Source organism: Methylobacterium crusticola (assembly GCF_003574465.1).
Classification (GTDB): domain Bacteria; phylum Pseudomonadota; class Alphaproteobacteria; order Rhizobiales; family Beijerinckiaceae; genus Methylobacterium; species Methylobacterium crusticola.
The window spans coordinates 1-25094 of the sequence record NZ_QOWC01000028.1; the positions used below are offsets into that span (position 1 = coordinate 1).

The window sequence follows — 25094 nt, forward strand, 5'->3', positions numbered from 1 at the left end:
GCCCGCGGCCCGGGCCGCGGGGCCGCGCGGCGGCGCGCCCGCCGGCCGCCAGGCGCCCGGCAAGGGTCTCTCCGGCAAGAGTCCGGCCCGCAAAATTTCGGCCGGCAAGAGTTCGGCCGGCATAGGTTCAGCCCCCAAGAATCCCGGGGCCGGGGATCGCGGCGGCCAGGCCGACACCGGCAGGGCCCCCGGCCGCAGCGCGCGCCCGGACCGTCCGCGGCCCGAGCCCGCCGCCGGCCCGACCCGCCGGGAACTGCGCGAGGCGACCGCGACCGCCTTTGCCACCGGGGTGCAGACCCTGGAGGTGATGGCCGACGAGGCCGGGATGCGGATCGACCGCTTCCTCTCGGCGCGCTTCCCGCAGCTGCCCTTCGCCCGCATCCAGAGCCTGGTGCGCAAGGGCGAGCTGCGGGTGAACGGCAAGCGCGCCAAGGCCGCCGACCGGGTCGAGCCCGGCGCCAGCGTGCGGGTGCCGCCGCTCAAGCTCGAGCCGCGCCCCACGGGCCCCGCGCCGGCCCATCCGGGTTCCGCCCGGCACGAGAGCGACCTCGTCTTCCTGCGCTCCCTGATCCTCTACGAGGACCAGGACATGATGGTGCTGAACAAGCCGTTCGGGCTCGCGGTGCAGGGCGGCTCGGGCACCACCCGGCACGTCGACGGCCTCCTCGAGGCGATGCGCGGCGAGGACGGCCAGAAGCCGCGCCTCGTCCACCGCCTCGACAAGGACACCGCCGGCTGCCTGATCGTCGCGAAGACGCGGCTCGCCGCCGCGACCCTCGCCAAGACCTTCCGGTCGCGGGCGGCGCGCAAGATCTACTGGGCCCTCGCCGCCGGCGTGCCACGGGTGCGCCAGGGGCGGATCTCCACCTACCTCGCCAAGGAGGAGAGCGGCGAGGCCGACGCCCGGATGCGGGTGGCCAAGCACGGCGACGAGGGCGCGAGCCACGCCCTGACCTACTACGCGGTGGTGGACCAGGCCGGGCAGAAGCTCTCCTGGCTCTCCCTGAAGCCCGTCACGGGGCGCACCCACCAGCTCAGGGCGCACGCGGCCCATATCGGCCACCCGCTCATCGGCGACCCGAAATACTTCGACATCGAGAACTGGGAGCTGCCCGGCGGCCTCCAGAACCGCCTGCACCTGCTCGCCCGCCGCATCGTCATCCCGCACCCGCGCACGGCGAAGCCCATCGACGTGACGGCGCCGCTGCCGCCGCACATGGCGCAGAGCTGGAACCTGCTCGGCCTCGACGCCTCCCGGTACGACCCGATCGTCGAGGCGCCCGAGAGCTGACGCGCCGGCACGGCCGGGCGCCGAGCCCCGGGCGGGCCGCGGCGCGCCGGGGACGGCCCTCACCAAGCCGGCCCTTGGCAAGCCGCAGCGGCGCCTTATTCTCGGGTGACGAGAGCGTCGCGGCGGCGGGCGGCGATGGCCGCCTCACTGCCGGCCCCTGCGAAGTGAGAGCCAGCCAGATGAGACCCGTCGCGCTCGCATGCCTCGGCCTGCTCGGATGCCTCGGCGGCTTGGCCGCGGCGCCGGCCGCCCGGGCGCAGACCCCGCCCGCGGCCGCTCCCGCGCCCGCGCGGCCCCCGGGCCCGGCCGAGCCCGAGACCCCGGCCCAGCCCGCCGCGGCGCGGACGGACGGCAAGGCGGGCGCCGAGAAGACCGGCGCCGAGAAGCCCGCCGGCGACCTGAGGGCGGGCGCCGAGAAGACCGGCACCGCGCCGCGCGTGCGCCGCCGCCCGACCTACGCCGCCTGCAACCGCGCGGCGCAGCGGCGCAGCCTCCGGGGCGGGGCGCGGCGACGCTTCCTGATCCGCTGCCGCCTGGGCTATGAGCGGATACAGCCGGGGCAGCCCGTCCGCGCCAGGCCCTGACGGGGCCGCCCGCCGGGCATCCCCGGGGTGGAACGGGGGCGGTTGGCGCACGTGATTCTGATCGTCTTCGACGTCGACGGCACCCTGGTCGACAGCCAGCACATGATCGTGGCGGCGCAGGCCGCCGCCTTCGCGTCGGTCGGGCTCCCGCCCCCGAGCCGCGCCCGCGCCCTCTCGGTGGTCGGGCTGTCGCTGCCCCAGGCCTTCGCGGCCCTCGTCGGGGCGGACGGTCCCGTGGCGGCGCTGGCCGAGAGCTACAAGGCGGCGTTCGGCCGCCTGCGGGCCGAGGCGGCGATCCGGGAGCCCCTGTTCCCGGGCGCCGCCGAGCTCCTGGCGCGGCTGCACGGCGAGCCCGGGGTGCGGCTCGGCATCGCCACCGGCAAGTCCCGCCGCGGCGTCGACCACCTGGTGGCCACCCACGGCTGGGAGGGCTGGTTCGCCACGATCCAGACCGCCGACGACGCGCCCTCGAAGCCGCACCCGGCGATGCTCGAGCAGGCGATGGCGGCGTGCGGGGCCGCCCCCGCCGACACCGTGATGGTGGGCGACTCGACCTACGACATGGTGATGGCGCGGGGCGCGCAGGTCGCGGCCCTCGGCGTCGCCTGGGGCTACCACACCCCCGAGGCCCTGCTGGCGGCCGGCGCGCAGGCCGTCGCGGCGACCTACGCCGACCTCGGCGCCACCCTGTGGGCGAGGCTCTGACGCGGCCGGCGCCATCCGCGCGTGCGGGCGCGCCCGCACGTGCGCTCGCCACGGCGGCCCCGGCGTCCTATCTCTCGGCGATGACCCACGACGTCACCCGCGACTGGCTCGCCGCCCCGGACGGGGCCCACGACCCCCTCCGGGCCGCCCGCCACTCGGCCCGGCCCGCCCTGCCCAAGCGCTTCTACGCCGAGGCCGGCGTCGCGGCGGCCGGCGACGGCTACCGCCTCGTCCTCGACGGGCGCCCGGCCCACACCCCGGCCCGCCGGCCCCTCGCGGTGCCGCAGGCCGCCCTGGCGCAGGCCCTGGCGGAGGAGTGGGGGGCGCAGGAGACCGTCATCGACCCGGCCCGGATGCCCCTGACCCGCCTCGTCAACACCGCGCTCGACGGCGTCGCCGACCGGCGCGAGGCGGTGGTGGAGGATCTCGCCGCCTACGCGGGCTCCGACCTCCTCGCCTACCGGGCCGGCGATCCGGAGCGGCTGGTGGCGGCGCAGTCCGCCGCCTGGGACCCGGTGCTCGACTGGGCGCACGCGACCCTCGGCGCCCGCTTCGTGCTAAGCGAGGGGGTGATGCACGTCACCCAGCCCGAGACGTCCCTCGCGGCCGTGCGGCGCGCCGTCGAGGCGGTGCCGACGGCGACGGGCCTCGCGGCGCTCCACGCCATGACGACGCTCACGGGCTCAATCCTGATCGCCCTCGCGGTGCTGCACGGGCGCCTCGCGCCGGACGCCGCCTGGGAGGCGGCGCACGTCGACGAGACGTATCAGGCGGGGATCTGGGGCCGGGACGCGGAGGCCGAGGCGCGCAGGGCGGCCCGGAAGGCCGAGTTCGACGCCGCCGCCCGGCTGGCGGCGCTCAGCGCCTGAGCGCCGGCAGAAGCGATGCCCAGGGGCCTCCCGCGCCGGGGCGCGGGAACCTGCCCGCGCGCCCGTCGCGGACGCGAGCGGCCGAGCCCCCCCGGGGCTCAGCTCAATCGCCCTTGACCGAGCCCGTGGCGATCTCGGCGTTCGGGTCGAGCATCGCGGGCATCCGCGTGTCGAAGGCGACGAGGCCGCTCGTGCCGACGTCGCGGATCTCGACCTCGGCGCCGGGCGCCATCCGGGGCAGGGCGGCGAAGAGCGGCATCCCGGCCGGCACGCTGTCCGAGAAGCCCGCCACATCGAGGGCCGGGATCCCGGCCTCCACCAGGGTCGCGCCGTCCCGGGCCTCGGCGGCCGCGACGCCGGCCAGCACCAATCCAGCCGCCACGATGAGCTTGAGCGCCATGTCTCGCCTCCGTCCTTGAACCAACCTTGACAAGACAATGCGCGAGATCGCGAACGGTTCTACGGTCACGCTCGCGGCGGAGCCTTTATCGTCGTGGCGGGATCCCGCGCGGCGCGATCCCGCGCGGCGCGGAGGCGCCCGGCGCGCCGCTGGCGGCCGTACGCGGCCGTACGCGGCCGCCGGGACGGCGCTCAGCCGGCCGCCCGCACCAGGGTGCGCGGGCTGCGCCGGGGCGAGGCGGCGAGCTGATGGAAGAGGTGGAAGCCGTTGAGGTCGATGCCGTGCTCGGCGGTGCGCGGGACGAAGCCGGGCGGCGCCGCCGCCGGGTCGGCGATGCTGCCGGCAAACACCCAGGCCGTGCCCGAGAGGAAGGACGGCACCGGGTAGTCGCTCGGCACCGCGCAGACGAGATCCGGCTCCTCGCGCCGCCGGAACAGGTTGTAGGTCGGCCAGCGCCGCACCGTCCGCGGCCCGCTCCATCCTGGGTTCGCGCTGCTCCCCATCATGGGCGGTTGCTCCCTGACTCCCGGCCCGCAGGAACTCGGGACCAGAGATAGCTCGTTACGGTGCGAGGCTCAGATTACATTCGTTAACATCGAGCACATTTCTTGACAATACTGCGAAGCGTCCGGCCAGGCGCCCGTCCCTAGGTCGTAAGGCGCAGGACCGCGCAGCCTTTCGGCTAAGGCTAAAGGACACGTTCCAAATTTTTGAACGCCGGGCAAAGATTTTTAAGTTTTCCTTTCAACCCGCCCCTCGCCATGATCCCGGTCGACGCACGAGGCCGGGACGCCTGGGCCGCTCCCCGGGCCGCCGGCGGCGCGCCGCGGCTCCCGGCGTCCCGCACGGCGCCGGCGCGCATCGATCACGGCCGGCGCCCGCGAGGGCCGGTCGCACGAGACGCAAGGACTGGAGGACACCATGGCAGGATCGAGACGGCCGGGCCGCAACTTCCTCTTCGTGCCGGGCCCGACCAACGTGCCGGAGCGGGTCCAGCGCGCGATGATCGTGCCGATGGAGGATCATCGCTCGTCGTCGTTCCCGGACCTGACCCTGCCGCTGTTCGAGGACATGAAGAAGGTCTTCAAGTCCAGGGACGGCCAGGTCTTCATCTTCCCGTCGAGCGGCACCGGCGCCTGGGAGGCGGCGCTGACCAACACGCTCTCGCCCGGCGACCGGGTGCTGGCCCCGCGCTTCGGGCAGTTCAGCACGCTCTGGATCGACCTCGCCCGGCGGATCGGCCTCGACGTCCAGGTCCAGGACGAGGAATGGGGCACGGGCGCCGATCCGGACCGGATCGAGGAGGCCCTGCGCGCCGACCGGGAGCACCGGATCAGGGCCGTCCTGGTGGTCCACAACGAGACCGCCACGGGCGTCACCAGCGACATCGGCGCGGTGCGCCGGGCCATCGACGCCGCCGGCCACCCGGCGATGCTCTACGTCGACGGCGTCTCCTCCATCGCGAGCCTCGACTTCCGGGCCCAGGAATGGGGGGTCGACTGCGCCATCACGGGCTCGCAGAAGGGGCTGATGCTGCCCGCCGGCCTCGGCATCGTCTGCGTGAGCCCCAAGGCCCTGGCGGCGGCCAAGACCGCCGAGTGCCGGCGCTGCTACTTCGACTTCGCCGACCAGTCGAAGGCCAACGCCGCGGGCTACTTCCCCTACACGCCCTCCCTGCCGCTGCTCTACGGCCTGCGCGAGTCGATGCGCTGCCTGTTCGAGGAGGGGCTGGAGCGAGTGTTCGAGCGCCACCGGGTGCTCGCCGACGGCACCCGGGCCGCCGTCAAGGCCTGGGGCCTGACGCTCTGCGCGCGGGAGCCCAAGTGGTACTCCGACACCGTGAGCGCCGTGATGGTCCCGGAGGGCGTCAACGGCGCCGACGTCATCGACATCGCCTTCCGGCGCTACAACCTGGCGCTCGGGGCCGGGCTGTCGAAGGTGGCCGGCAAGCTCTTCCGGGTCGGCCACATCGGCGACCTCAACGACCTGATGCTGCTCGGCGCGCTCTCGGGCTGCGAGATGGCGATGCAGGATGCCGGCATCGCCATCGAGGCCGGGCGCGGCGTCGGCGCGGCCCAGGACCATTTCCGGCGCACCATCATGGCCAAGGATAGGCGCCCGAGCGAGGCCGGGATCTTCGACCGCAACCACTCGGACGGCGTCGTGCGGCTGTGAGCGGGCGGGGGATCGCGGAACCCGCGGAGGGATTGTTCCCGGGAGGGCACGCGCCGTGCCTGTCCGTCGCGACGCCCGACGCTCTATTCTCGGGTCGCACACCCGCGCGGGATCGGCAGATCCCGGCCCCTCGCCCTGGCGGGCGCGGGGCTGCCCCGCGGCCTTCCCGGAGATCGTGAGACCATGTCACACCGGATCGTCTTCCTCGACCGCGAGACCCTGGACGCCGCCTTGCGCGCGCCGAGCTTCCCGCACGCCTACGCGGAGTACCCCGTGACGGCCCCCGACGAGATCGTCGAGCGGTTGAGGGACGCGCAGATCGCGATCATCAACAAGGTGCCGATGCGGGCCGAGACGCTGCAGCAGCTGCCCGCGCTCAAGCTGATCGCCGTCGCGGCCACCGGCACCGACGTCGTCGACAAGGCGGCCGCCAAGGCGCAGGGCATCACGGTCGTCAACGTGCGCAACTACGCCTTCAACACGGTCCCGGAGCACGTGATCGGGCTGATCTTCGCGCTGCGCCGGGCCATCGTGCCCTACGCCAACTCGGTCCGGCGCGGCGCGTGGGGGGAGGCGCGGCACTTCTGCTACTTCGACTATCCGATCCGCGACGTCGCCGGCTCGACCCTCGGGATCGTCGGCTACGGGGCGCTCGGCAAGTCGATCGGCCGGCGGGCCGAGGCCCTCGGCATGACGGTGCTGGCCTACGACGTGATCCCGCAGGACGGGCTCGTCGACCTCGCCACGATCCTGCGCGAGAGCGACGTCATCACCCTGCACGCGCCGCTGACGCCCGAGACCCGCAACATGATCGGGGCGCCCGAGCTCGCCGCGATGAAGCGCGACGCCATCCTGATCAACACTGCCCGCGGCGGCCTCGTGGACGAGGAGGCCCTGGCCGAGGCGCTCAAGGCCGGAAGAATCGGCGGCGCGGGCTTCGACGTGCTCACCACCGAGCCGCCGCGGCAGGGCAACCCGCTCCTCGCGCTCGACCTGCCCAACCTGATCGTGACGCCCCACGTGGCCTGGGCGAGCAAACAGGCGATGCAGCTCCTGGCCGACCAGCTCGTCGACACCATCGAGGCCTTCGTGGCCGGGCGGCCGCAGAACGTGGTGGAGTAGGGCGCCGCGTGCGAGAAGCCGCCGAGCCCGGAAGCCTTTACATTGCGCGCGAGCGGGCATGTCCCGCGCGGGCGGGCAGAGGACGACGATGAAGAAGCTGCTGTTCCAGTTCGATACCGATCCGGTCCCGAGCGTTTTCGACACCGTGGTGGGCTACGACGGCGGGGCCGACGCCATCACGGGCTACGGCAACGTGACGCCCGAGAGCGTCGGCGCCCTCGTCGACGGCACGATCTACACCCGCGGCGGCGCGGAGAAGAAGTCCACCGCCATCTTCGTCGGCGGCGGCAACATGGCGGCCGGCGAGGCGGTGTTCCGGGCCGTCCGCAAGCGGTTCTTCGGCCCGTTCCGGGTCTCGTGCATGCTCGACTCGAACGGGTCCAACACCACGGCGGCGGCGGGCGTCGCCCTCGTCGCCAAGGCGGCCGGATCGCTCTCGGGCAAGCGCGCGCTGGTGCTCGCCGGCACCGGGCCGGTGGGGATGCGCTCGGCGGCGCTGCTCGCCCGGGAGGGCGCGCAGGTGAGCCTCGCCGGGCGCCAGATGGCCAAGGCCGAGGAGGCCGCCCGCGCCATCGAGGCGCGCTTCGAGGTCGCGATCACGCCGGTGGAGACCCCGGACGCGGCGGCCCGCGGGGCGGCCGTGCGGGGGGCCGAGGTGGTGTTCTGCGCCGGCGCCATCGGCCTCGAGCTCCTCACCGAGGCGCAGTGGAGCGGCGAGGCGAGCATCCGCTACCTCGCCGACTACAACGCCCAGCCGCCCCTCGGCTTCAACGGGATCGAGGCGACCGACAAGGGCCGCGAGCGCCACGGCAAGGTCGTGTTCGGGGCCCTCGGCATCGGCGGCCTGAAGCTCAAGCTGCACCGGGCCTGCGTCGCCCGGCTGTTCGAGAGCGCCGAGGGGGTCTTCGACGCCGAGGAGATCTACGCGCTCGCCAGAGAGATGGCGTGATGGCGGCGGACGAGACGGTCGCGGGCTTCCTCGACGGGCTCGCCAGCGAGCAGCCCACCCCCGGCGGCGGCGGCGCGGCGGCGATCTCCGGCGCCATGGGGGCGGCCCTGGTCTCGATGGTCTGCAACCTGACCATCGGCAAGAAGAAGTACGCCGAGGTCGAGGCCGAGATGACCGAGGCCCGGGCGAGGTCCGAGGCCCTGCGCCGGCAGCTCACCGGCATGATCGCCGAGGACGTCGCGGCCTTCACGGCCGTGATGGCGGCCTACGGGCTGCCGAAGGGCTCGGACGCCGAGAAGGAGGCCCGGCGCGCGGCGATCCAGGGTGCGCTGCGCGAGGCCACCGACGTGCCGCTCGCCTGCGCCCGGGCCTGCCGGGCGGTGATCGACCTCTGCGAGGGGGTCGCGCGCCAGGGCAACCTCAACGTGATCAGCGACGCCGGCGTCGCGGTGCTGTCGGCGCAGGCCGGCCTGCGCAGCGCCGCCCTCAACGTCCTCGTCAACGCCCGGGCGATGGAGGACCGCGCCTTCGCGCAGGAGCGCCTCGCGGAGCTCGACCGCCTGCTCGCCGGGGCGGATGCCCTCACGGAGAGGGTCTACGACGTGGTCAGGGCCAAGCTGACCTGACGGCCGGCACGCCCGCCCGAGGCCGGGGCGGGCGGCACGCCACCCGACCGGGCGCTCCCACGGGCGCCCGGAGGGCGGAGCCTTGCCCGCACGGGGCCCCGAACGGGCCCACGGGCCCCAATGCGCCCGGACGGGCCGATCCCGCCCGCTCGACAGGAGGACGCCATGGACGTGCACGAGTACCAGGCCAAGGAGCTGCTCGCGGGCTTCGGGGTGCCGATCCCCAAGGGCGCCGTCGCCTTCAGTCCCGACCAGGCCGTCTACGCGGCGACGGAGCTCGGCGGCTGGCACTGGGCCGTGAAGGCGCAGATCCACGCCGGGGCCCGCGGCAAGGCCGGCGGCATCCGGCTGTGCAAGACCTACAACGAGGTCCGGGACGCGGCCAAGGACCTGCTTGGGCGGCGCCTCGTCACGCTCCAGACCGGGCCCGAGGGCAAGCCCGTGCAGCGGGTCTACGTCGAGACCGCCGACCCGTTCGAGCGCGAGCTCTACCTCGGCTTCGTCCTCGACCGGAAGGCCGAGCGGGTGCGGGTCGTCGCCTCGCAGCGCGGCGGCATGGACATCGAGGAGATCGCCGCGACGGAGCCGGAGGCGCTCCTGCAGGTGGTGGTCGAGCCGGCGGTGGGCCTCCAGCCCTTCGAGGCACGGGAGCTCGCCTTCCAGCTCGGCCTCGACATCAAGCAGGTCGGCGGCGCCGTGAAGACCATCATGAGCGCCTACCGGGCGTTTCGCGACTGCGACGCCACCATGCTGGAGATCAACCCCCTCGTCGTCACCAAGGACGACCGGGTGCTGGCGCTCGACGCCAAGATGTCCTTCGACGACAACGCGCTCTTCCGCCGGCGCCAGATCGCCGACATGCACGATCCCTCGCAGGGCGATCCCCGCGAGGCGCAGGCCGCCGAGCACGCCCTGAGCTACATCGGGCTCGAGGGCGAGATCGGCTGCATCGTCAACGGGGCCGGGCTCGCCATGGCCACCATGGACATGATCAAGCACGCCGGCGGCGAGCCGGCGAACTTCCTCGACGTCGGCGGCGGGGCGAGCCCGCAGCGGGTCGCGACGGCGTTCCGGCTCGTGCTGTCGGACCCGAACGTGCGGGCGATCCTCGTCAACATCTTCGCGGGCATCAACCGCTGCGACTGGGTCGCGGAGGGCGTGGTGCAGGCGGCCCGCGAGGTGCGCATCGGCGTGCCGCTGGTGGTGCGCCTCGCCGGCACGAACGTCGAGGCCGGCAAGAAGATCCTGGAGGACAGCGGGCTGGCGCTCATCACCGCCGACACCCTGTCGGAGGCCGCCGAGAAGGCCGTGCGGGCCGTCCGCGCCGCGTGAGGGGCCGGGCGCGCCGGGAGCGCCCCGGCCGTCCGGCGCCCGCCGGCGACACGAAGCCACGGAGGAACGTCCCCAATGAGCATCCTGATCGACCACACCACCAAGATCCTCGTCCAGGGCATCACCGGCGACAAGGGCAGCTTCCACGCCCGCGAGATGATCGATTACGGCTCGCGGGTGGTGGCCGGCGTCACGCCCGGCAAGGGCGGCCGGACGCTGCACGGCGTGCCGGTCTTCGACACCGTCAAGCAGGCGGTGCGCGAGACGGGGGCGGAGGCCAGCATCACCTTCGTGGCCCCGCCCTTCGCGGCCGACGCCATCATGGAGGCGGCCGATGCCGGCATCCGGCTGATCTGCTCGATCACCGACGGCATCCCGGCCCAGGACATGATGCGGGTGAAGCGCTACCTGCGCCGCTACCCGAGGGAGCGCCGCTCGATGCTGGTCGGTCCCAACTGCGCCGGCATCATCTCGCCGGGCCGGGCGATGCTGGGCATCATGCCGGGCCACATCTACCTGCGGGGCAACATCGGGGTGATCTCGCGCTCGGGCACGCTCGGCTACGAGGCGGCCTCGCAGATGAAGGCGGTGGGCCTCGGCATCTCGACCTCGGTCGGGATCGGGGGCGATCCCATCAACGGCTCGTCGTTCCTCGACCACCTGGCGCTGTTCGAGGAGGACCCGGAGACGGACGCGGTGCTGATGATCGGCGAGATCGGCGGGCCGCAGGAGGCCGAGGCCTCGGCCTGGATCAAGGCGAACATGCGCAAGCCCGTGGTCGGCTTCGTGGCCGGCCTCACGGCCCCGAAGGGACGGCGCATGGGGCATGCCGGCGCCATCATCTCGGCCGCCGGGGACAGCGCCGCCGAGAAGGCCGAGATCATGCGCTCCTACGGGCTCACCGTCGCGCCGAGCCCCGGGGAGTTCGGCACCACCATGGCGCACGTGATGGCGACGCACCGCCGGGCGGCCTGACCCCGGCCGCCGTGAGCGCCCGCGGCGCGGCGATCCCCTCCGATCCGGGAGCGCGGATCCCGCGGCCGGCCGGCAGCCCCGATCTCGCGTCCACGCCCCGACCGGGACCCGCGATGACCCACAGCCCCGACACCGCCCCCGACACCACGCCGTTCGCGCCGCCGGTCATCACCGGCACCGACGAGCGCGCGGCCCTCGACATCCTGTTCCGCTCCCTCGTCGACGTCTGCCGGCGCCACCAGCCCGAGCTGGAGGGGGTGCTGCACGGGCGCGCGCTCATCGCCGGGATGTCGCCCGCCCTCATGGCCCGGGCGCTCCAGGTCCAGGGCATCTGGTTCCAGCTCATCGCGATCGCCGAGCAGAACACCGCCATGCGGCGGCGCCGGCACGTCGAGCGGACCCGCGGGCGCGACCAGCTCGGGGGGGCGTTCAGCGCCGTGCTGGCGGACGCGGCGCGCCGGGGCGTGCCCGCGGCGGCCATCCAGGACCTCCTCGCCTCCCTGCGGGTGCGGCCCGTCCTGACGGCGCACCCGACGGAGGCCAAGCGCGTCACCGTGCTGGAGAAGTTCCGCCGCATCTACCTCTTGCTGCGCGAGCTGGAGCTGCCGCGCTGGACCGAGCGCGAGCGCCACACCCTGATGGACGACCTGCGCGACCAGATCGAGCTGGTCTGGATGACGGGCGAGCTGCAGCTCGAGAAGCCGACCGTCGCCCGCGAGGTGGCCTGGGGCCTGCACTTCTTCGACGAGACCCTGTTCGAGATGCTGCCCGAGGTGCTGGTCTCGCTCGAGGACTCCCTGCGGGCCGCCTATCCGGGCGCCAGCTTCGCGGTGCCGGCCTTCTTCCAGTTCGGCTCCTGGATCGGCGGCGACCGGGACGGCAACCCCTTCGTCACCGCCGAGGTGACCCGCCGGACCCTGCGCCGCAACGCCCGGGCCAGCCTGGCGCGCTACCGCGACGCCGTCACGGCCCTCGGCCGCACCCTGTCGATCAGCGAGCGCGCGCTGCCGGTGCCGACCGCCTTCCGGGCCGCCCTCGCGGCGCGGCTCGCCGCCCGGGACGACGCCGAGGCGATCCGGCGGCGCAACCCCGGCGAGGCCTACCGCCAGTTCCTCACCTGCGTGCAGCGCCGGCTCGACGCCACCCTGGCGGCCCTCGACGCGGCCCGCGACGAAAGCGGGGCCGGCGGCCCCGGCTACGCCGACGCGGACGCGCTCATCGACGACCTGCGCGTCCTCGAGCAGGGGCTCGCCGAGGCGCGCTGCCCCTCCCTCGCCGACGACATGGTGCGGCCGGTGCGCCGGATGGTGGAGATCTTCCGCTTCTCCACGGTGCGCCTCGACATCCGCGAGAACACCACCCGCACCACCCGGGCGCTCCAGGCGCTCTGGCGGCGCGGGAATGCCGGCGAGCCGCCCGACGTCGCCGCGCCGGCCTGGACGGCCTGGCTCGAGGCGGAGCTGGCGCGGCCCCTCGAGGGCCCGCCGGACCTCGCGGGCCTGCCCGAGGAGGCGCGCGAGACCCTCGACACCTTCCGGCTCGTGGCCGAGATGCGCACCCGGCTCGACCGGGAAGCGTTCGGCGCCTTCGTGCTGTCGATGACCCACGCGGTGCCGGACATCCTGGGCGCCTACCTCCTCGCCAAGACGGGCGGCCTGTTCCTCGACGCCGCCGGCATCGAGGTCTGCCCGCTGCCGATCGTGCCGCTGTTCGAGACCATCGACGACCTGCGCGCGGCCCCGGCGATCATGCGGGCGCTGCTCCGGATCCCGGTGGTGCGCCGCTCCACCCGCCAGCAGGGCGGGGTGCAGGAGGTGATGATCGGCTACTCGGATTCGAACAAGGACGGCGGGTTCGTCGCCGCGAACTGGGAGCTCGCGAAGGCGCAGGCGAAGCTGACCCGGATCGGCGAGGAGGCGGGCGTGCCGATCGCGTTCTTCCACGGCCGGGGCGGCTCGGTCAGCCGGGGCGGCGCGCCCACCGCCCGGGCCATCGCGGCCCAGCCCCCCGGCTCGATCCGCGGCCGCTTCCGGACCACCGAGCAGGGCGAGGTGGTGTCGTTCAAGTACGCCAACCGCGGCACCGCCGCCTACCAGATGGAGCTGCTCGCCTCCTCGGTCCTCGCCCACGCCCTCGACGGCGGGCGGGCGCCGGCGCCGCCCGAGTTCGACGACGCCCTCGAGGCCCTGTCGGGCGCCTCGCGGGCGGCCTACGCCAAGCTCCTCGCGCATCCCGACCTCGTGACGTATTTCGGCGCCGCGAGCCCCCTCGACGAGATCGCGCTCCTCAACATCGGCTCGCGGCCGGCCCGGCGCTTCGGGGCCCGCAGCCTCGCCGACCTGCGGGCGATCCCGTGGGTGTTCGCCTGGACGCAGAACCGCCACGGCATCACCGGCTGGTACGGGGTCGGCAGCGGCCTCGAGAGCTTCCTCGACGTGCGCGGGGAGGGCGGGGCCGCCCTGCTGCGGCGGATGTTCGCGGAGTCGCGCCTGTTCCGGCTGATCCTCGACGAGGTCGAGAAGACCCTGCTCACCGTCGACCTCGCGATCGCCGCGGACTACGCCTCCCTGTGCCCGGACGAGGCGGCGCGGGGGGCGATCTTCGCGATGATCGAGGCCGAGTACCGGCTGACCTGCGCCATGGTGACGGCCGTCAGCGGGGATCCCGCGGTGGCGGAGCGCTTCCCGCAATACCGGGGCCGGCTGGCGGAGCGGCTGCCCGTGCTCGACCAGGTCGGCCGCGAGCAGGTGGAGCTGCTGCGCCGCTTCCGCGGCGAGGCGGACCCGGAGGAGCGCGAGGCGCTGAAATCGGCGCTGCTCCTGTCGATCAACTGCGTGGCGGTCGGGTTCGGGGCGACGGGGTGAGGCCGCTTGCCGCCCCGAGAGCCCGGCCGCACCGTCGCCTGCCGCGTCTGGGCCCGCGCGGGCTCGCGCAACGAGGAGGAACGACCCGATGAGCTTCACCCTGATCCAGCAGGCCACGCCCCGCCTGCACCGCTCCGAGCTCGCGGTGCCGGGCTCGAACCCGACCTTCATGGAGAAGTCGGCCCAGTCCGCCGCGGACGTGGTCTTCCTCGACCTCGAGGACGCCGTCGCCCCGGACGACAAGGAGCAGGCGCGCCGGAACATCGTCCAGGCCCTCAACGAGATCGACTGGGGGTCGAAGACCATGATGATCCGCATCAACGGCCTCGACACCCACTACATGTACCGGGACGTGGTCGACATCGTGGAGGCCTGCCCGCGCCTCGACATGATCCTGATCCCGAAGGTCGGGGTGCCGGCGGACGTCTACGCCCTCGACGTGCTGGTGACGCAGATCGAGCAGGCGAAGAAGCGCGAGAAGCGGCTCGGCTTCGAGGTCTTGATCGAGACGGCGCTCGGCATGGCCAACGTGGAGGCCATCGCGCAATCCTCGAGGCGCCTGGAGGCGATGTCCTTCGGCGTCGCCGACTACGCAGCCTCGACCCGGGCCCGCTCCACGGTGATCGGGGGCGTCAACCCGGACTACGCGGTCCTGACCGACACGGACGAGGACGGCCGGCGCCAGACCCACTGGGGCGACCCGTGGCTCTTTGCCCAGAACCGGATGCTCGTGGCCTGCCGCGCCTACGGCCTGCGGCCGATCGACGGCCCGTTCGGCGACTTCAGCGATCCGGACGGGTTCCGGGCGGCGGCCCGGCGCTGCGCGGCGCTCGGCTTCGAGGGCAAGTGGGCGATCCACCCCTCGCAGGTCGAGCTCGCCAACGCGGTGTTCACGCCGAGCGAGGCCGAGGTCACCAAGGCGCGCCGCATCCTGGCCGCCATGGAGGAGGCGGCCAGGGCCGGCCGCGGGGCCGTCTCCCTCGACGGGCGGCTCATCGACATCGCGTCGATCCGGATGGCCGAGGCGCTGATCAGCAAGGCCGACGCGATGGGGTGACGGCGACCGCCCGCGCCGTCCCGGGATCGGGCCGGGCGGCCGGCCGGGGCCGCCCGGCCGCGCCCGCCTCAGGGCGCCTTCACCATCTGCCCGCGGATCTCGCCGCCCGGGTTCGCGGCGGTGTGGACGTTGAAGTAGACCCGCCCGCCGGCCAGCTCGGCGGCCTGCGCCTCCGTCAGCGTGGCGGAGCCCGTGAAGGGGCTTTGGGCGGCCGGCGCCGGCACCATCACGCCGGCGTTCTTGCCGGGCTCGGCCGGGCCGTGGAAGTGGGCCGCGGTCGCCGGCCCGGTCAGGCCCGCGTAGGTGCCGCTCCACGACAGCGCGCGGGTGGCGGTGTCGTAGGTGGCCCTCACCTCGCCCCTGGCGGGGCTGGCGTTGGGCGGCACCTCGCTGGTGCCGGCGAGGGGCGCCGCGAAGGCCTGGGTCTCGGCCCGGGCGGCGGAAGGCCCCCCGAGGCTCAAGGCCCCGGTGAGGGCGAGGCCGGCCAAGCCGGCGCGGACGGGGTGCATCATCGCGGTTGTCTCCTCCCGGCACCCGGCCCCGGTCGCGGGCGGCGCCGCCCGGATAGTAGCGCGGCAGAGACCCCGCGGGATCCCGCCCCCGGTCGCGCCGCGGACAAAAGACGCACGCGTCGCCAACAATGCGGAAACATGAGGGTGAAATACCGGGAGCTGCGCCGTGCCCGCATCCGGCCGCTCGGGCGGCCGAGGGGACAGGAAGGACCGGCGCCCGGATCGATGGAAGCGCGCGACCGATGAGTTCAGGACAGAGCGCAGGCCCGCGAAAGCGCCGGCGCGGCGGTTGGTTGCTTGTCGCGGCCGTGCTGGCCGGCGGCGGGTATTACGGCTGGCAGCGGACCCACGAGGCCGGCGCGAAGCCCGCCGCCGCCGCCAGGGCGCCGGCCCCCGTGCCGGTGAGCCTGGCGCAGGTGGAGCAGGGGCCGTTCGCTCTGGTGCTCGGCAGCCTCGGCACGGTCCAGGCCTACAACACCGTGCAGGTGCGCACCCGGGTCGACGGCGAGATCCTGAAGGTCGCCTTCCGGGAGGGGCAGGTGGTGCGCAAGGGCGACCTCCTGGTCCAGGTCGACCCGCGCCCCTACCAGGCCGCCCTCGACCAGGCCCGGGCGAAGAAGACCCAGGACGAGGCCAACCTGAAGAACGCCCGGGCCGACCTCGAGCGCTACACCAAGCTCGGGGACTACGCCTCGCGCCAGCAGACCGAGACGCAAGGAGCGACGGTGAGCCAGCTCACCGCGCAGATCGCCTCCGACCAGGCCGCCATCGACAACGCCACGACGCAGCTCTCCTACGCGACCATCCTGGCGCCGATCGACGGCGTCACGGGCTTCCGGCTCATCGACGTCGGCAACATCGTCAACGCCGCGCAGCAGACCGCCATCGTCACCATCACGCAGGTCGAGCCGATCTTCGTGGTCTACACCGCCCCGGAGGATCAGCTGCGCGAGATCGCCAAGGCGCTGGCCGCCGGCCCGGTGCCGGTCGAGGCCTGGAGCACCGACGGGATGACCCGGCTCTCGGAGGGCCGGCTCGACCTCGTCAACAACCAGGTCGACACCGCCACCGGGACGATCCGGCTCAAGGCCTCCTTCGCCAACAAGGACCACGCCCTCTGGCCGGGGCTCTCGGTCTCGACCCGGATGCGGACCGGCACGATCCCGGAGGCCGTCATCGTCCCGGACGACGTGGTGCAGCACGGGCCGAACGGGCTCTACGCCTTCGTGGTCGACGGGGAGAAGAAGGCCCACGCCCAGCCGGTCGCGGTCGGCCGCTCCACCGACGGGCGCACGGTGGTGCTGAAGGGCCTGTCGCCGGGCGAGACGGTGGTGTGGCAGGGCCAGTCCCGGGTGCAGGAGGGCTCGCGGGTGGCCGAGGTGCGGCCGGGCGGCGGCGCCGAGCTGGCGCAGGCGCAGGGGCCCGGCGAGCCGGGCGCCAGGGACGGGATGCGCTGACATGCGGGCCGGCATCTCGGGCTACTTCATCCGGTTTCCCATCGCCACGTCGCTGATCATGGCCGGGATCCTGTTCGTCGGGATCGTGGCCTACCCGCTCCTCGGCGTCGCGCCGCTGCCGCAGGTGGATTTCCCGACCATCCAGGTCACCGCGCAGCTGCCCGGCGGCAGCCCCGAGACCATGGCGTCCTCGGTGGCCCAGCCGCTCGAGCGGCAATTCTCGCAGATCCCCGGCGTGAGCCAGATGACCTCGACGAGCGCCCTCGGGATCTCGTCGATCACGGTGCAGTTCGATCTCTCCCGCAACATCGACGCCGCCGCCAACGACGTCCAGGCGGCCATCAACGCCGCCGGCGGGCAGCTGCCCAAATCCCTGCCGAGCCCGCCGACCTACCGCAAGGTGAACCCGGCCGACTCGCCGATCCTGCTGCTCTCGGCCACCTCCGACACCCTGCCGCTGACGGAGGTCGACGACGCCGCCGACGTGCAGCTCGCCCAGCGCATCAGCCAGGTCTCGGGCGTCGCCCAGGTGCTGATCGGCGGGCAGCAGAAGCCGGCGGTGCGCATCCAGATCGATCCGGCCAAGCTCGTCGCCAAGGACCTGTCGCTGGAGGACGTCCGCACCCAGCTCTCGCTGACGACGGTCAACAACCCGAAGGGCAACTTCGACGGCGGCACGCGCAGCTACACGGTCTACGCCAACGACCAGCTCACCGCCGCGAAGGACTGGAACGACGTCATCATCGCCTACCGCAACGGGGCGCCCCTGCGGGTGCGGGACATCGGCGCGGCGGTGGCGGGCCCCGAGGACGCCAAGCAGGCGGCCTGGGCGAACGGCCGGCGCGGCGTGTTCCTGGTGATCTTCAAGCAGCCGGGCGCCAACGTCATCGACACGGTGGACCGGATCAAGGCCGAGCTGCCGCGCATCACCGCGGCCCTGCCGGCCGGCATCGTGATCGAGACCCTGAGCGACCGCACCCAGACCATCCGCGCCTCCGTGGAGGACGTGCAGTTCACCCTGCTGCTCACCATCGCGCTCGTGGTGGCGGTGATCTTCGTGTTCCTGCGCAGCGTCTGGGCGACGATCATCCCGAGCATCACGGTGCCGCTGGCGCTGCTCGGCGCCTGCGCGCTGATGTGGATGGCCGGCTACACCCTCGACAACCTGTCCCTGATGGCGCTCACCATCGCGGTCGGCTTCGTGGTCGACGACGCCATCGTGGTGCTCGAGAACATCGCCCGCTACGTCGAGGAGGGGATGCAGCCCATGGAGGCGGCGCTCAAGGGCGCCGGCGAGATCGGCTTCACCATCGTGTCGATCAGCATCTCGCTCATCGCCGTGCTGATCCCGCTCCTCCTCATGGGCGGCATCATCGGGCGGCTGTTTCGCGAGTTCGCCGTGGTGCTGTCGATGACCATCGCGGTCTCGGCCTTCGTGGCCCTGTCGCTGACCCCCATGATGGCCTCGCGCTTCCTCAAGCCCCACGGGGCGGAGCGGCACGGCCGGCTCTACGTCCTGAGCGAGCGGGCCTTCGAGGCGCTGCTGCACGGCTACGAGCGCGCCCTCGACGCAGCCCTGCGCCACCGCTTCCTCACGCTCCTCACCTTCCTGGGCACCGTGGTGCTCACCGGCTACCTGTTCGTGATCATCCCCAAGGGGTTCTTCCCGCAGCAGGATACCGGGCTCATCGTCGGCATCACCGAGGGCGGGCAGGACATCTCGTTCGCCGCCATGCAGGCGCGCCAGGAGGCGGTCGGCGCCGTGATCCAGGCCGACCCGGACATCGCCAGCGTCGCGATGTCGATCGGCGGCAGCGGCCAAGCCCTCAACAGCGGCCGCATGTTCATCACCCTGAAGCCGCGGGACGAGCGCCGCGCCGACGCGTTCCAGATCATCGGCCGGCTGCGGCCGAAGCTCGACCGGCTCGCGGGCGTGCGGGTCTTCCTCCAGGCCTCGCAGGACGTGCGCACCGGCGGGCGCTCCTCGCGCACGCAGTTCGAGTACACGCTCCAGGACCCGAACCTCGACGAGCTCAACACCTGGGCGCCGCGCCTCCTGGAGCGGCTCAAGACGCTGCCCGAACTGCGCGACGTCGCCACCGACCAGCAGACCAGCGGCACCACGCTCACCCTCGCGATCAACCGCGACGCGGCCTCCCGGTACGGCATCACGCCCCAGCTCATCGACGACACGCTCTACGACGCGATCGGGCAGCGCCAGATCGCCCAGTACTTCACCCAGCTCAACAGCTACCACGTCGTCATGGAGATCCTGCCGGCTCTCCAGGGCTCGCCCGACACCCTGCGCAACATCTACGTGAAGTCGCCGACGACGGGGGGCCAGGTGCCGCTCGCGGCCTTCGCGACCTGGAGCACCGAGCCGGTGCGCCCGCTCTCGATCAGCCACCAGGGCCAGTTCCCGTCGGTGACGATCAGCTTCAACCTGGCGCCGAACGTGGCGCTCGGGCAGGCGACCGACGCGATCGAGCGGGCGAACCGCGACATGCGGGTGCCGCTGACCCTGGCGACCGGCTTCCAGGGCACCGCGCAGGCGTTCCAGCAATCGCTCTCGACGGTGCCGCTCCTGATCCTGGCCGCCCTGGTGGTGGTCTACCTGATCCTGGGCGTGCTCTACGAGAGCTACATCCACCCGCTCACCATCCTGTCGACCCTGCCCTCGGCGGGCGTCGGCGCCCTCGCGATGCTCCTGTGGTTCGGCTACGATTTCAGCCTGATCGCGCTCATCGGCGTCATCCTGCTCATCGGCATCGTGAAGAAGAACGGCATCATGCTGGTCGACTTCGCGATCGTGGCGGAGCGCACCGAGCAAATCGGCCCCGAGGAGGCGATCCGGCGGGCGGCCCTGCTGCGCTTCCGCCCGATCCTCATGACCACCATGGCGGCGCTGCTCGGCGGCATCCCGCTGATGTTCGGCACCGGCACGGGCTCGGAGATCCGCCAGCCGCTCGGCTACGCCATGGTGGGCGGCCTCGCGGTGAGCCAGGTGCTCACCCTGTTCACGACCCCGGTGATCTACATCTACCTCGACAAGCTGGCCTCCTTCCTCTCGGGCGAGAACCCGGAGGCGCCCGCGGCGCCCGAGGTGGCGCGGATCGAGGACCGGCGGGACCTGCGCCAGGCCGCCGAGTAGGGCGGGGCGGCGCTCAGCCCCGGGCGCCCTCGCGCCCGCCCGCGACAGCCCGGGCCAGCGCCGCCCGGGCGAGCAGCCGGGTCGAGTCCAGGGTCGGCAGCGGCGCGTTCGCGTCGCTCATGAGGAGCGGGATCTCGGTGCAGCCGAGGATCACGGCGTCGCAGCCCGCGCGCCTCATCCGCTCCATGACCGCCTGGAACACCGCCTCCGCCTCCGGGGTGAGGCGGCCGAGGACGAGTTCCTCCATGATGATGCGGTCGATGGCGTCCCGCTCCGCGGGCTCGGGCCGCACGCAGGCGAGCCCGCGCGCCGCCAGCGCCCCGGGATAGACCGGGCCGTCGACGAGCCAGCGGGTTCCGGTGAGGCCGAGGCGGCGCCAGCCCCGCCGCACCGCCTCCTCGGCCACGACCTCGGCGATGTGCAGCCAGGGACGGGGGGAGGCCGGGACGACGTACGCCATGGCCTGATGGATCGTGTTGTCGGGGCAGACCAGGAAATCCGCTCCGGCCGCTGCGAGCTTCTCGGCCGAGGACAGCATGAGCGCGCCGACGCCCGCCCAGTCCCCGGCCTCGAGGTGCCGGACGTACGCGGCGAGGGCGTGGGTGTGCAGCGACACCTCCGGGTGCCCGTGCGGCCCGAGGAAGGCCGCGCCCTCGGCGCACACGGTCCGGTAGCAGAGCGCCGCCCCCTCGGCGGAGCAGCCGACGATGCCGATATGCTGCGTCACGACCCGACCTCCGCCCCGTTCAGCGTCGCACGGCGCGTCGGGTGGTGTCACGCCCGGCGCGAGGGCCGGCAGGTCTGCCCGGGCCGCGTCGGCATCCCGGCCGACGCGGCCCGGCTCGCCGCGGCGGTCAGGCCACGGCGGCCTCCCGCTGCAGGCTGAGCAGCATGTTGGCCACCTGACGGACCTGCTGCTCGCTGTGCTGGAGGTCCTTCTTGCGGGCCCCTCCGAAGGCGAACTCGTCGTGGTCCACGATCGGGATCGGCAGCCCCTCGTCCTCGAAATGCGCGACCAGGTGGGCCAGGAGCTGGTCCCACACGCCCAGCCGCGACCAGCGGATGAAGGTCTGGGCCGCCATCCACCACGGCCCGAACTGCTCCGGCACCGATCGCCAGTTCGTGTCGTGCCAGTGCCGCCAGAGGATGGCGTTGACCGTCCGCCGGAGATCGTGCGGCTGCGTCTTGCCGCGCGGTCGGCAGACTTCGAGCAACGGCACCAGCACGGTCCATTGCGCATCCGACAACATCGCGTCCCCCTCGGATTCGTGCCCGTGAGACGCTATCTTACCAAAGGTAAGTTTGATGTACAGCCGTTTCTCACCCAGAGTTACAGGCGAAGATGGCGCCGGAGTGTCTGCACCGCTCCGCGAGTAGCGGATATGATGGGATCAGTCTCAGCACAGTAGAAGCATGCAGAGCATCCGCAGCCGCGCCTTGACCTGCAAATCACGCGTGTCGCGCGCGACCGCTCCAGCCAAGCTTGCCAATAATCCTGCCGCACCGTGCGTGTATCGCCCGCCGGAGGTGAGGGAAGCGCGACTGGAGCATCGGCCCGGATCTTGGACGGCGCCGCCTGCGAGCACGCGGGCCGGATCCCGGACACCCCGGACCGGGTCCGGCGGCCCCGGGAGAGCGGTCCCGCGGACGATGCGGGGCGCCGGCAGGCCGCCGGCCCGCGCCGGGCCTCGCGGAGCGGCGCGGGCGCCCGCGGCGCGGCGATGCCGTGGCGGAGTCGCGGCCGCGGGGTGGGGCGTCAGCGGGCGGGCCAGGCGACCGGATTGGTGTGGGGGATCGCGCGCGAGGCGACTGGTGGAGCCAGGCGGAATCGAACCGCCGACCTCTTGAATGCCATTCAAGCGCTCTCCCAACTGAGCTATGGCCCCATCATCGTCCGCGGCGGCTGGGATCGTCCGCGTGGTCTCGCATAAAAAAGGCCGCTCGCTGCGGCCCTGCATGTCCGGACCGGGTCCGGGAGGTCGGGTGGTGGAGCCAGGCGGAATCGAACCGCCGACCTCTTGAATGCCATTCAAGCGCTCTCCCAACTGAGCTATGGCCCCACATCCACCGCGGCGCTTGGGGTCGCCGCGAGCCCGGTCACCGCCCTCCTGGGGGAGGGGCGCCGCCGGTGAGCGGGTGTATATGAGGGCGCCGCTCCCGAGACAAGCCCCGCGGCGGGCTTTCTGCGAAGTTTTCACGACGGCGCCGGATCGCCCTGCGCTGGCAAGGCCTTAGTGCGAAGCCCGGGCGCTCCGCGCGAGCGCGGCGCCTCGGGTCCGGGTCACGATTCCTCGTCGCTCTCGATGTCGCCGTCGATGAAGTCCGAGACGTCGTCGCCGCTCTCCTCGTCCTCCTCCAGGAAGGTGTCGTCGTCCCGGCCGGCGGTGACCACGTCGGCATCGTCGTCCGCGGAGACGTCGGCCTCCTCCTCGGCGGCCTCGACCTCGTCGAGGGAGACCATCTCGGGAGCGCCGGCCTCCTCCTCCGTCTCCTCTTCCCGCGCCGGCCGGTTGGCGACCTCGGGGGCGGGGACGCGCGTCGTCGTGAGGGCGGCGACCTGGTAGACGGTGCCGCATTTCGGGCACACGGCCGGGTCCCGGCTGAGGTCGTAGAACTTGGCGCCGCAGCTCATGCACTGGCGCTTCAAGCCGAGTTCCGGTCTGGCCACGGTAGGAACGTCCCTTCGATGTCAGGAAAGCGCCCGGTTAGTCGCGGGCGCCACCGCTGTCAAATACGCGCGGGCGCCCGCGCGGGGACGGCGCCCGGCGCGGGCGTCCCGGCCGGCCCGGAGGCCGGCGGATGACGCCGGGGCGTGCCCGTGCTAACGACCCGGCCGCCCGTGCCGCAACCCCAGAATAGCAGTCAGGCCGCCCGTGTCGCACGCTTCCCCTCCGTCCCCGATCACCGCCCGGAGCGGGGCGGCCCTGCGGGGCGCCCTGCGGCCGCCGGGCGACAAGTCGATCTCGCACCGGGCGATGATCCTCGGCCTCCTGAGCCTCGGCGAGACCCGGATCGAGGGCCTGCTCGAGGGCGACGACGTCCTGCGCACCGCCGCCGCCGCCCGGGCGCTCGGCGCCGGGATCGACCGGGACGGCGAGGGGCGCTGGCGGGTGCGCGGAGTCGGGATCGGCGGCCTCGGCGACCCGGCGGACGTGCTCGACTTCGGCAATGCCGGCACCGGCGCGCGCCTGATGATGGGCGTGGCCGGCAGCCACCCGATCACCGCGACCTTCGACGGCGACGCCTCCCTGCGCAAGCGGCCGATGCGCCGCATCCTCGATCCCCTGGAGCTGATGGGCGTGCGCGTCGAGGCGCTGGCCGAGGGAGGCCGGGTGCCGCTGACGCTGCGCGGCCCGCGCGAGACGGTGCCGATCACCTACGAATCCCCGGTCGCCTCCGCGCAGGTGAAGTCGGCGGTGCTGCTCGCCGGTCTCAACGCGCCCGGCACCACGACGGTGATCGAGGCGGCGGCGACCCGCGACCACACCGAGCGGATGCTGCGCCTGTTCGGCGCCGAGGTCGCGGTCGAGGCGCACGGCCCCGGCGGCCACGGCCGGCGCGTCGCGCTCACCGGCCAGCCGACCCTGCGGGCCGCCGACGTGGTGGTGCCGGCCGACCCGTCCTCGGCCGCCTTCCCGCTGGTCGCGGCCCTGCTGGTCCCGGGCTCGGAGGTGGTGATCGAGGGGGTGATGATGAACCCGCTGCGCACCGGTCTCCTGACCACGCTCCTGGAGATGGGGGCCGACATCGCGGCCCTGCGCGAGCGCGACGAGGGCGGCGAGACCGTGGCCGACTTGCGGGTGCGCGCGAGCCGCCTCAGGGGCGTCGACGTCCCGCCCGAGCGCGCGCCCGCGATGATCGACGAGTACCCGGTGCTCGCGGTGGCGGCGGCCTTCGCGGAGGGCACGACCCGGATGCGCGGCCTGCACGAATTGCGGGTGAAGGAATCCGACCGCCTCGCGGCCGTGGCGGCCGGCCTCGCCGGGAACGGCGTCGCCCACGCGGTCGAGGGCGACGACCTCCTCGTCCACGGCGACGGCACGGCGCCGGCGGGGGGCGGCACGGTGGCGACGCATCTCGACCACCGCATCGCCATGGCGTTCCTGGTGATGGGCCTCGCCGCGCGCGCGCCCGTGACGGTCGACGACGGGGCGATGATCGCCACGAGCTTCCCGACCTTCCTGCCCGCCATGCGGGCGCTCGGCGGAGCCTTCGCGCCGTGACGGTCCACGCCGCCGTACGGACGACCGTTCTGAGCGCGGACGCGGTCGGGCCCGAGGATGTGAGAGACGCGATGATCATTGCGATCGACGGACCGGCGGCCTCCGGCAAGGGCACGCTCGCCAAGCGCCTCGCCATCCATTACGGGCTGCCCCACCTCGACACCGGCCTGCTCTACCGGGCGGTGGCCCTGGCGCTCCTCGACACCGACCGGAAGCTCCCCGACCCGGAGGCCGCCGCCGCGGCGGCGCGCGCCCTGCGCGCCGAGGCGCTCGGCGATCCCCGCCTGCGGGAGCGCGCCATGGGCGATGCGGCCTCGATCGTCTCGGCGATCCCGGCGGTGCGCGCCGCGCTCCTCGACTGGCAGCGCCGCTTCGCGGGGGCCCCGGAGGGCGCCGTGCTCGACGGGCGCGACATCGGCACGGTGGTCTGCCCGGGCGCGGCCGTGAAGCTGTTCGTGACCGCCTCCGCGGAGGAGCGCGCCCGGCGGCGCCACCGCGAGCTCGGCGGCCGGGGCGAGACGGCGACCTTCGAGGCGGTCCTGGCCGACATCGTGCGCCGCGACGCCCGCGACGCGGACCGCGACGCCGCGCCCCTGCGCGTGGCGCAGGACGCCGTGGTGATCGACACCACGGAGCTCGACGCCGACGCGGCGTTCCGGGCCGCGACCTCCGTGGTGGACGCCCGGCGCGGGTAGGGCGGGCGAGGGGGGGCGGATCCCGGGGGCTTGCAGCGCCGAGGCGGGCCCGGGTTTCGCGCGCAAGAACCGGGTTTCGGGGGACGCGGGCGCCCGCGCAGGGTGGC

Annotated in this window: 22 protein-coding genes and 2 tRNA genes; 16 read left to right on the forward strand and 8 right to left on the reverse strand. The window is 73.6% G+C overall.

The window, feature by feature from the left end; translation table 11 throughout:
• The 4 genes from DT057_RS14630 to DT057_RS14645 form a co-directional block, all read left to right on the forward strand.
• Positions 1-1291: RluA family pseudouridine synthase (locus DT057_RS14630; protein ID WP_162501413.1), on the forward strand; the 1291-nt coding region annotated here is incomplete at its 5' end.
• A gap of 179 nt (positions 1292-1470) precedes the next feature.
• Entirely contained in the window at positions 1471-1875 is a 405-nt protein-coding gene (locus DT057_RS14635) for a hypothetical protein (RefSeq protein ID WP_128562839.1), read from the forward strand.
• 51 nt (positions 1876-1926) lie between these two features.
• On the forward strand, positions 1927-2580 hold the full coding sequence (locus tag DT057_RS14640) for an HAD-IA family hydrolase (RefSeq protein WP_128562880.1): 654 nt from the start codon (positions 1927-1929) through the stop codon (positions 2578-2580).
• A gap of 80 nt (positions 2581-2660) precedes the next feature.
• The gene (locus DT057_RS14645) at positions 2661-3449 is read left to right on the forward strand and encodes an ATP12 family chaperone protein (RefSeq protein WP_128562840.1); all 789 of its coding nucleotides are present in this window, start codon (positions 2661-2663) and stop codon (positions 3447-3449) included.
• 103 nt (positions 3450-3552) lie between these two features.
• Here the strand turns inward: DT057_RS14645 and DT057_RS14650 are convergent, their stop codons facing one another.
• Both DT057_RS14650 and DT057_RS14655 read right to left on the reverse strand, forming a co-directional pair.
• Complete coding sequence (locus DT057_RS14650; RefSeq protein ID WP_128562841.1) at positions 3553-3849, reverse strand: hypothetical protein; 297 nt, start codon at positions 3847-3849, stop codon at positions 3553-3555.
• A gap of 191 nt (positions 3850-4040) precedes the next feature.
• Positions 4041-4355 (reverse strand): hypothetical protein, encoded by a 315-nt coding sequence (locus DT057_RS14655; protein WP_128562842.1) that lies wholly within the window; start codon positions 4353-4355, stop codon positions 4041-4043.
• Positions 4356-4770: 415 nt separating this feature from the next.
• Here DT057_RS14655 and DT057_RS14660 point away from each other — a divergent pair, with 415 nt between their 5' ends.
• From DT057_RS14660 to DT057_RS14695, 8 genes are all read left to right on the forward strand, one after another.
• Positions 4771-6024, forward strand: coding sequence for an aminotransferase class V-fold PLP-dependent enzyme (locus DT057_RS14660; protein WP_128562843.1), 1254 nt, complete (start codon positions 4771-4773; stop codon positions 6022-6024).
• A gap of 183 nt (positions 6025-6207) precedes the next feature.
• Positions 6208-7146, forward strand: a complete 939-nt coding sequence (locus DT057_RS14665; RefSeq protein ID WP_128562844.1) for a D-2-hydroxyacid dehydrogenase — start codon at positions 6208-6210, stop codon at positions 7144-7146.
• 88 nt (positions 7147-7234) lie between these two features.
• Positions 7235-8095, forward strand: a complete 861-nt coding sequence (locus DT057_RS14670) for an NADP-dependent methylenetetrahydromethanopterin/methylenetetrahydrofolate dehydrogenase (RefSeq protein WP_128562845.1) — start codon at positions 7235-7237, stop codon at positions 8093-8095.
• On the forward strand, positions 8095-8721 hold the full coding sequence (fchA, locus tag DT057_RS14675; RefSeq protein ID WP_128562846.1) for a methenyltetrahydrofolate cyclohydrolase: 627 nt from the start codon (positions 8095-8097) through the stop codon (positions 8719-8721). Before DT057_RS14670 ends, fchA begins: the two co-directional genes overlap by 1 nt.
• Positions 8722-8841: 120 nt before the next feature.
• Positions 8842-10053: a malate--CoA ligase subunit beta gene (locus tag DT057_RS14680; RefSeq protein WP_269153119.1), complete on the forward strand. Its 1212-nt coding sequence runs from the start codon at positions 8842-8844 to the stop codon at positions 10051-10053.
• A 75-nt stretch (positions 10054-10128) separates the two neighbouring features.
• A complete protein-coding gene (gene sucD, locus DT057_RS14685; protein WP_128562848.1) occupies positions 10129-11028 on the forward strand; it encodes a succinate--CoA ligase subunit alpha in 900 nt (299 codons plus the stop codon).
• 113 nt (positions 11029-11141) lie between these two features.
• A complete protein-coding gene (locus tag DT057_RS14690) occupies positions 11142-13892 on the forward strand; it encodes a phosphoenolpyruvate carboxylase (RefSeq protein WP_128562849.1) in 2751 nt (916 codons plus the stop codon).
• 88 nt (positions 13893-13980) lie between these two features.
• A complete protein-coding gene (locus DT057_RS14695) occupies positions 13981-14949 on the forward strand; it encodes an HpcH/HpaI aldolase/citrate lyase family protein (protein ID WP_128562850.1) in 969 nt (322 codons plus the stop codon).
• A 68-nt stretch (positions 14950-15017) separates the two neighbouring features.
• Here the strand turns inward: DT057_RS14695 and DT057_RS14700 are convergent, their stop codons facing one another.
• A complete protein-coding gene (locus tag DT057_RS14700; RefSeq protein ID WP_128562851.1) occupies positions 15018-15461 on the reverse strand; it encodes a CHRD domain-containing protein in 444 nt (147 codons plus the stop codon).
• 242 nt (positions 15462-15703) lie between these two features.
• Here DT057_RS14700 and DT057_RS14705 point away from each other — a divergent pair, with 242 nt between their 5' ends.
• Both DT057_RS14705 and DT057_RS14710 read left to right on the forward strand, forming a co-directional pair.
• Complete coding sequence (locus tag DT057_RS14705; protein ID WP_128562852.1) at positions 15704-16918, forward strand: efflux RND transporter periplasmic adaptor subunit; 1215 nt, start codon at positions 15704-15706, stop codon at positions 16916-16918.
• Position 16919: 1 nt separating this feature from the next.
• Positions 16920-20069 (forward strand): efflux RND transporter permease subunit, encoded by a 3150-nt coding sequence (locus tag DT057_RS14710; protein WP_128562853.1) that lies wholly within the window; start codon positions 16920-16922, stop codon positions 20067-20069.
• A gap of 13 nt (positions 20070-20082) precedes the next feature.
• On the opposite strand, the gene DT057_RS14715 is transcribed toward DT057_RS14710, so the two are convergent.
• The 5 genes from DT057_RS14715 to DT057_RS14735 form a co-directional block, all read right to left on the reverse strand.
• Entirely contained in the window at positions 20083-20796 is a 714-nt protein-coding gene (locus DT057_RS14715; RefSeq protein WP_128562854.1) for an aspartate/glutamate racemase family protein, read from the reverse strand.
• Between the two features lie 127 nt (positions 20797-20923).
• Positions 20924-21319: a transposase gene (locus DT057_RS37515; RefSeq protein WP_128562855.1), complete on the reverse strand. Its 396-nt coding sequence runs from the start codon at positions 21317-21319 to the stop codon at positions 20924-20926.
• Positions 21320-21879: 560 nt separating this feature from the next.
• A tRNA-Ala gene (locus DT057_RS14725) sits at positions 21880-21955 on the reverse strand.
• A gap of 98 nt (positions 21956-22053) precedes the next feature.
• Positions 22054-22129: transfer RNA gene (locus DT057_RS14730), tRNA-Ala, on the reverse strand.
• Positions 22130-22350: 221 nt separating this feature from the next.
• Positions 22351-22737: a TIGR02300 family protein gene (locus DT057_RS14735; RefSeq protein ID WP_128562856.1), complete on the reverse strand. Its 387-nt coding sequence runs from the start codon at positions 22735-22737 to the stop codon at positions 22351-22353.
• A gap of 205 nt (positions 22738-22942) precedes the next feature.
• Between DT057_RS14735 and aroA the strand changes: the two genes are divergently transcribed.
• Positions 22943-24292: a 3-phosphoshikimate 1-carboxyvinyltransferase gene (aroA, locus tag DT057_RS14740; protein ID WP_128562857.1), complete on the forward strand. Its 1350-nt coding sequence runs from the start codon at positions 22943-22945 to the stop codon at positions 24290-24292.
• 71 nt (positions 24293-24363) lie between these two features.
• On the forward strand, positions 24364-24987 hold the full coding sequence (locus tag DT057_RS14745; protein WP_128562858.1) for a (d)CMP kinase: 624 nt from the start codon (positions 24364-24366) through the stop codon (positions 24985-24987).
• Positions 24988-25094: the final 107 nt, after the last annotated feature.

Bases quoted from the DNA above. Each gene is read 5' to 3' on its own strand.
- DT057_RS14635 (WP_128562839.1), top strand. From the start codon at position 1,471: ATGAGACCCGTCGCGCTCGCATGCCTCGGCCTGCTCGGATGCCTCGGC.
- DT057_RS14645 (WP_128562840.1), top strand. From the start codon at position 2,661: ATGACCCACGACGTCACCCGCGACTGGCTCGCCGCCCCGGACGGGGCC.
- DT057_RS14650 (WP_128562841.1), bottom strand. From the start codon at position 3,849: ATGGCGCTCAAGCTCATCGTGGCGGCTGGATTGGTGCTGGCCGGCGTC.
- DT057_RS14655 (WP_128562842.1), bottom strand. From the start codon at position 4,355: ATGATGGGGAGCAGCGCGAACCCAGGATGGAGCGGGCCGCGGACGGTG.
- DT057_RS14660 (WP_128562843.1), top strand. From the start codon at position 4,771: ATGGCAGGATCGAGACGGCCGGGCCGCAACTTCCTCTTCGTGCCGGGC.
- DT057_RS14665 (WP_128562844.1), top strand. From the start codon at position 6,208: ATGTCACACCGGATCGTCTTCCTCGACCGCGAGACCCTGGACGCCGCC.
- DT057_RS14670 (WP_128562845.1), top strand. From the start codon at position 7,235: ATGAAGAAGCTGCTGTTCCAGTTCGATACCGATCCGGTCCCGAGCGTT.
- fchA (WP_128562846.1), top strand. From the start codon at position 8,095: ATGGCGGCGGACGAGACGGTCGCGGGCTTCCTCGACGGGCTCGCCAGC.
- DT057_RS14680 (WP_269153119.1), top strand. From the start codon at position 8,842: ATGCGCCCGGACGGGCCGATCCCGCCCGCTCGACAGGAGGACGCCATG.
- sucD (WP_128562848.1), top strand. From the start codon at position 10,129: ATGAGCATCCTGATCGACCACACCACCAAGATCCTCGTCCAGGGCATC.
- DT057_RS14690 (WP_128562849.1), top strand. From the start codon at position 11,142: ATGACCCACAGCCCCGACACCGCCCCCGACACCACGCCGTTCGCGCCG.
- DT057_RS14695 (WP_128562850.1), top strand. From the start codon at position 13,981: ATGAGCTTCACCCTGATCCAGCAGGCCACGCCCCGCCTGCACCGCTCC.
- DT057_RS14700 (WP_128562851.1), bottom strand. From the start codon at position 15,461: ATGATGCACCCCGTCCGCGCCGGCTTGGCCGGCCTCGCCCTCACCGGG.
- DT057_RS14705 (WP_128562852.1), top strand. From the start codon at position 15,704: ATGAGTTCAGGACAGAGCGCAGGCCCGCGAAAGCGCCGGCGCGGCGGT.
- DT057_RS14710 (WP_128562853.1), top strand. From the start codon at position 16,920: ATGCGGGCCGGCATCTCGGGCTACTTCATCCGGTTTCCCATCGCCACG.
- DT057_RS37515 (WP_128562855.1), bottom strand. From the start codon at position 21,319: ATGTTGTCGGATGCGCAATGGACCGTGCTGGTGCCGTTGCTCGAAGTC.
- DT057_RS14745 (WP_128562858.1), top strand. From the start codon at position 24,364: ATGATCATTGCGATCGACGGACCGGCGGCCTCCGGCAAGGGCACGCTC.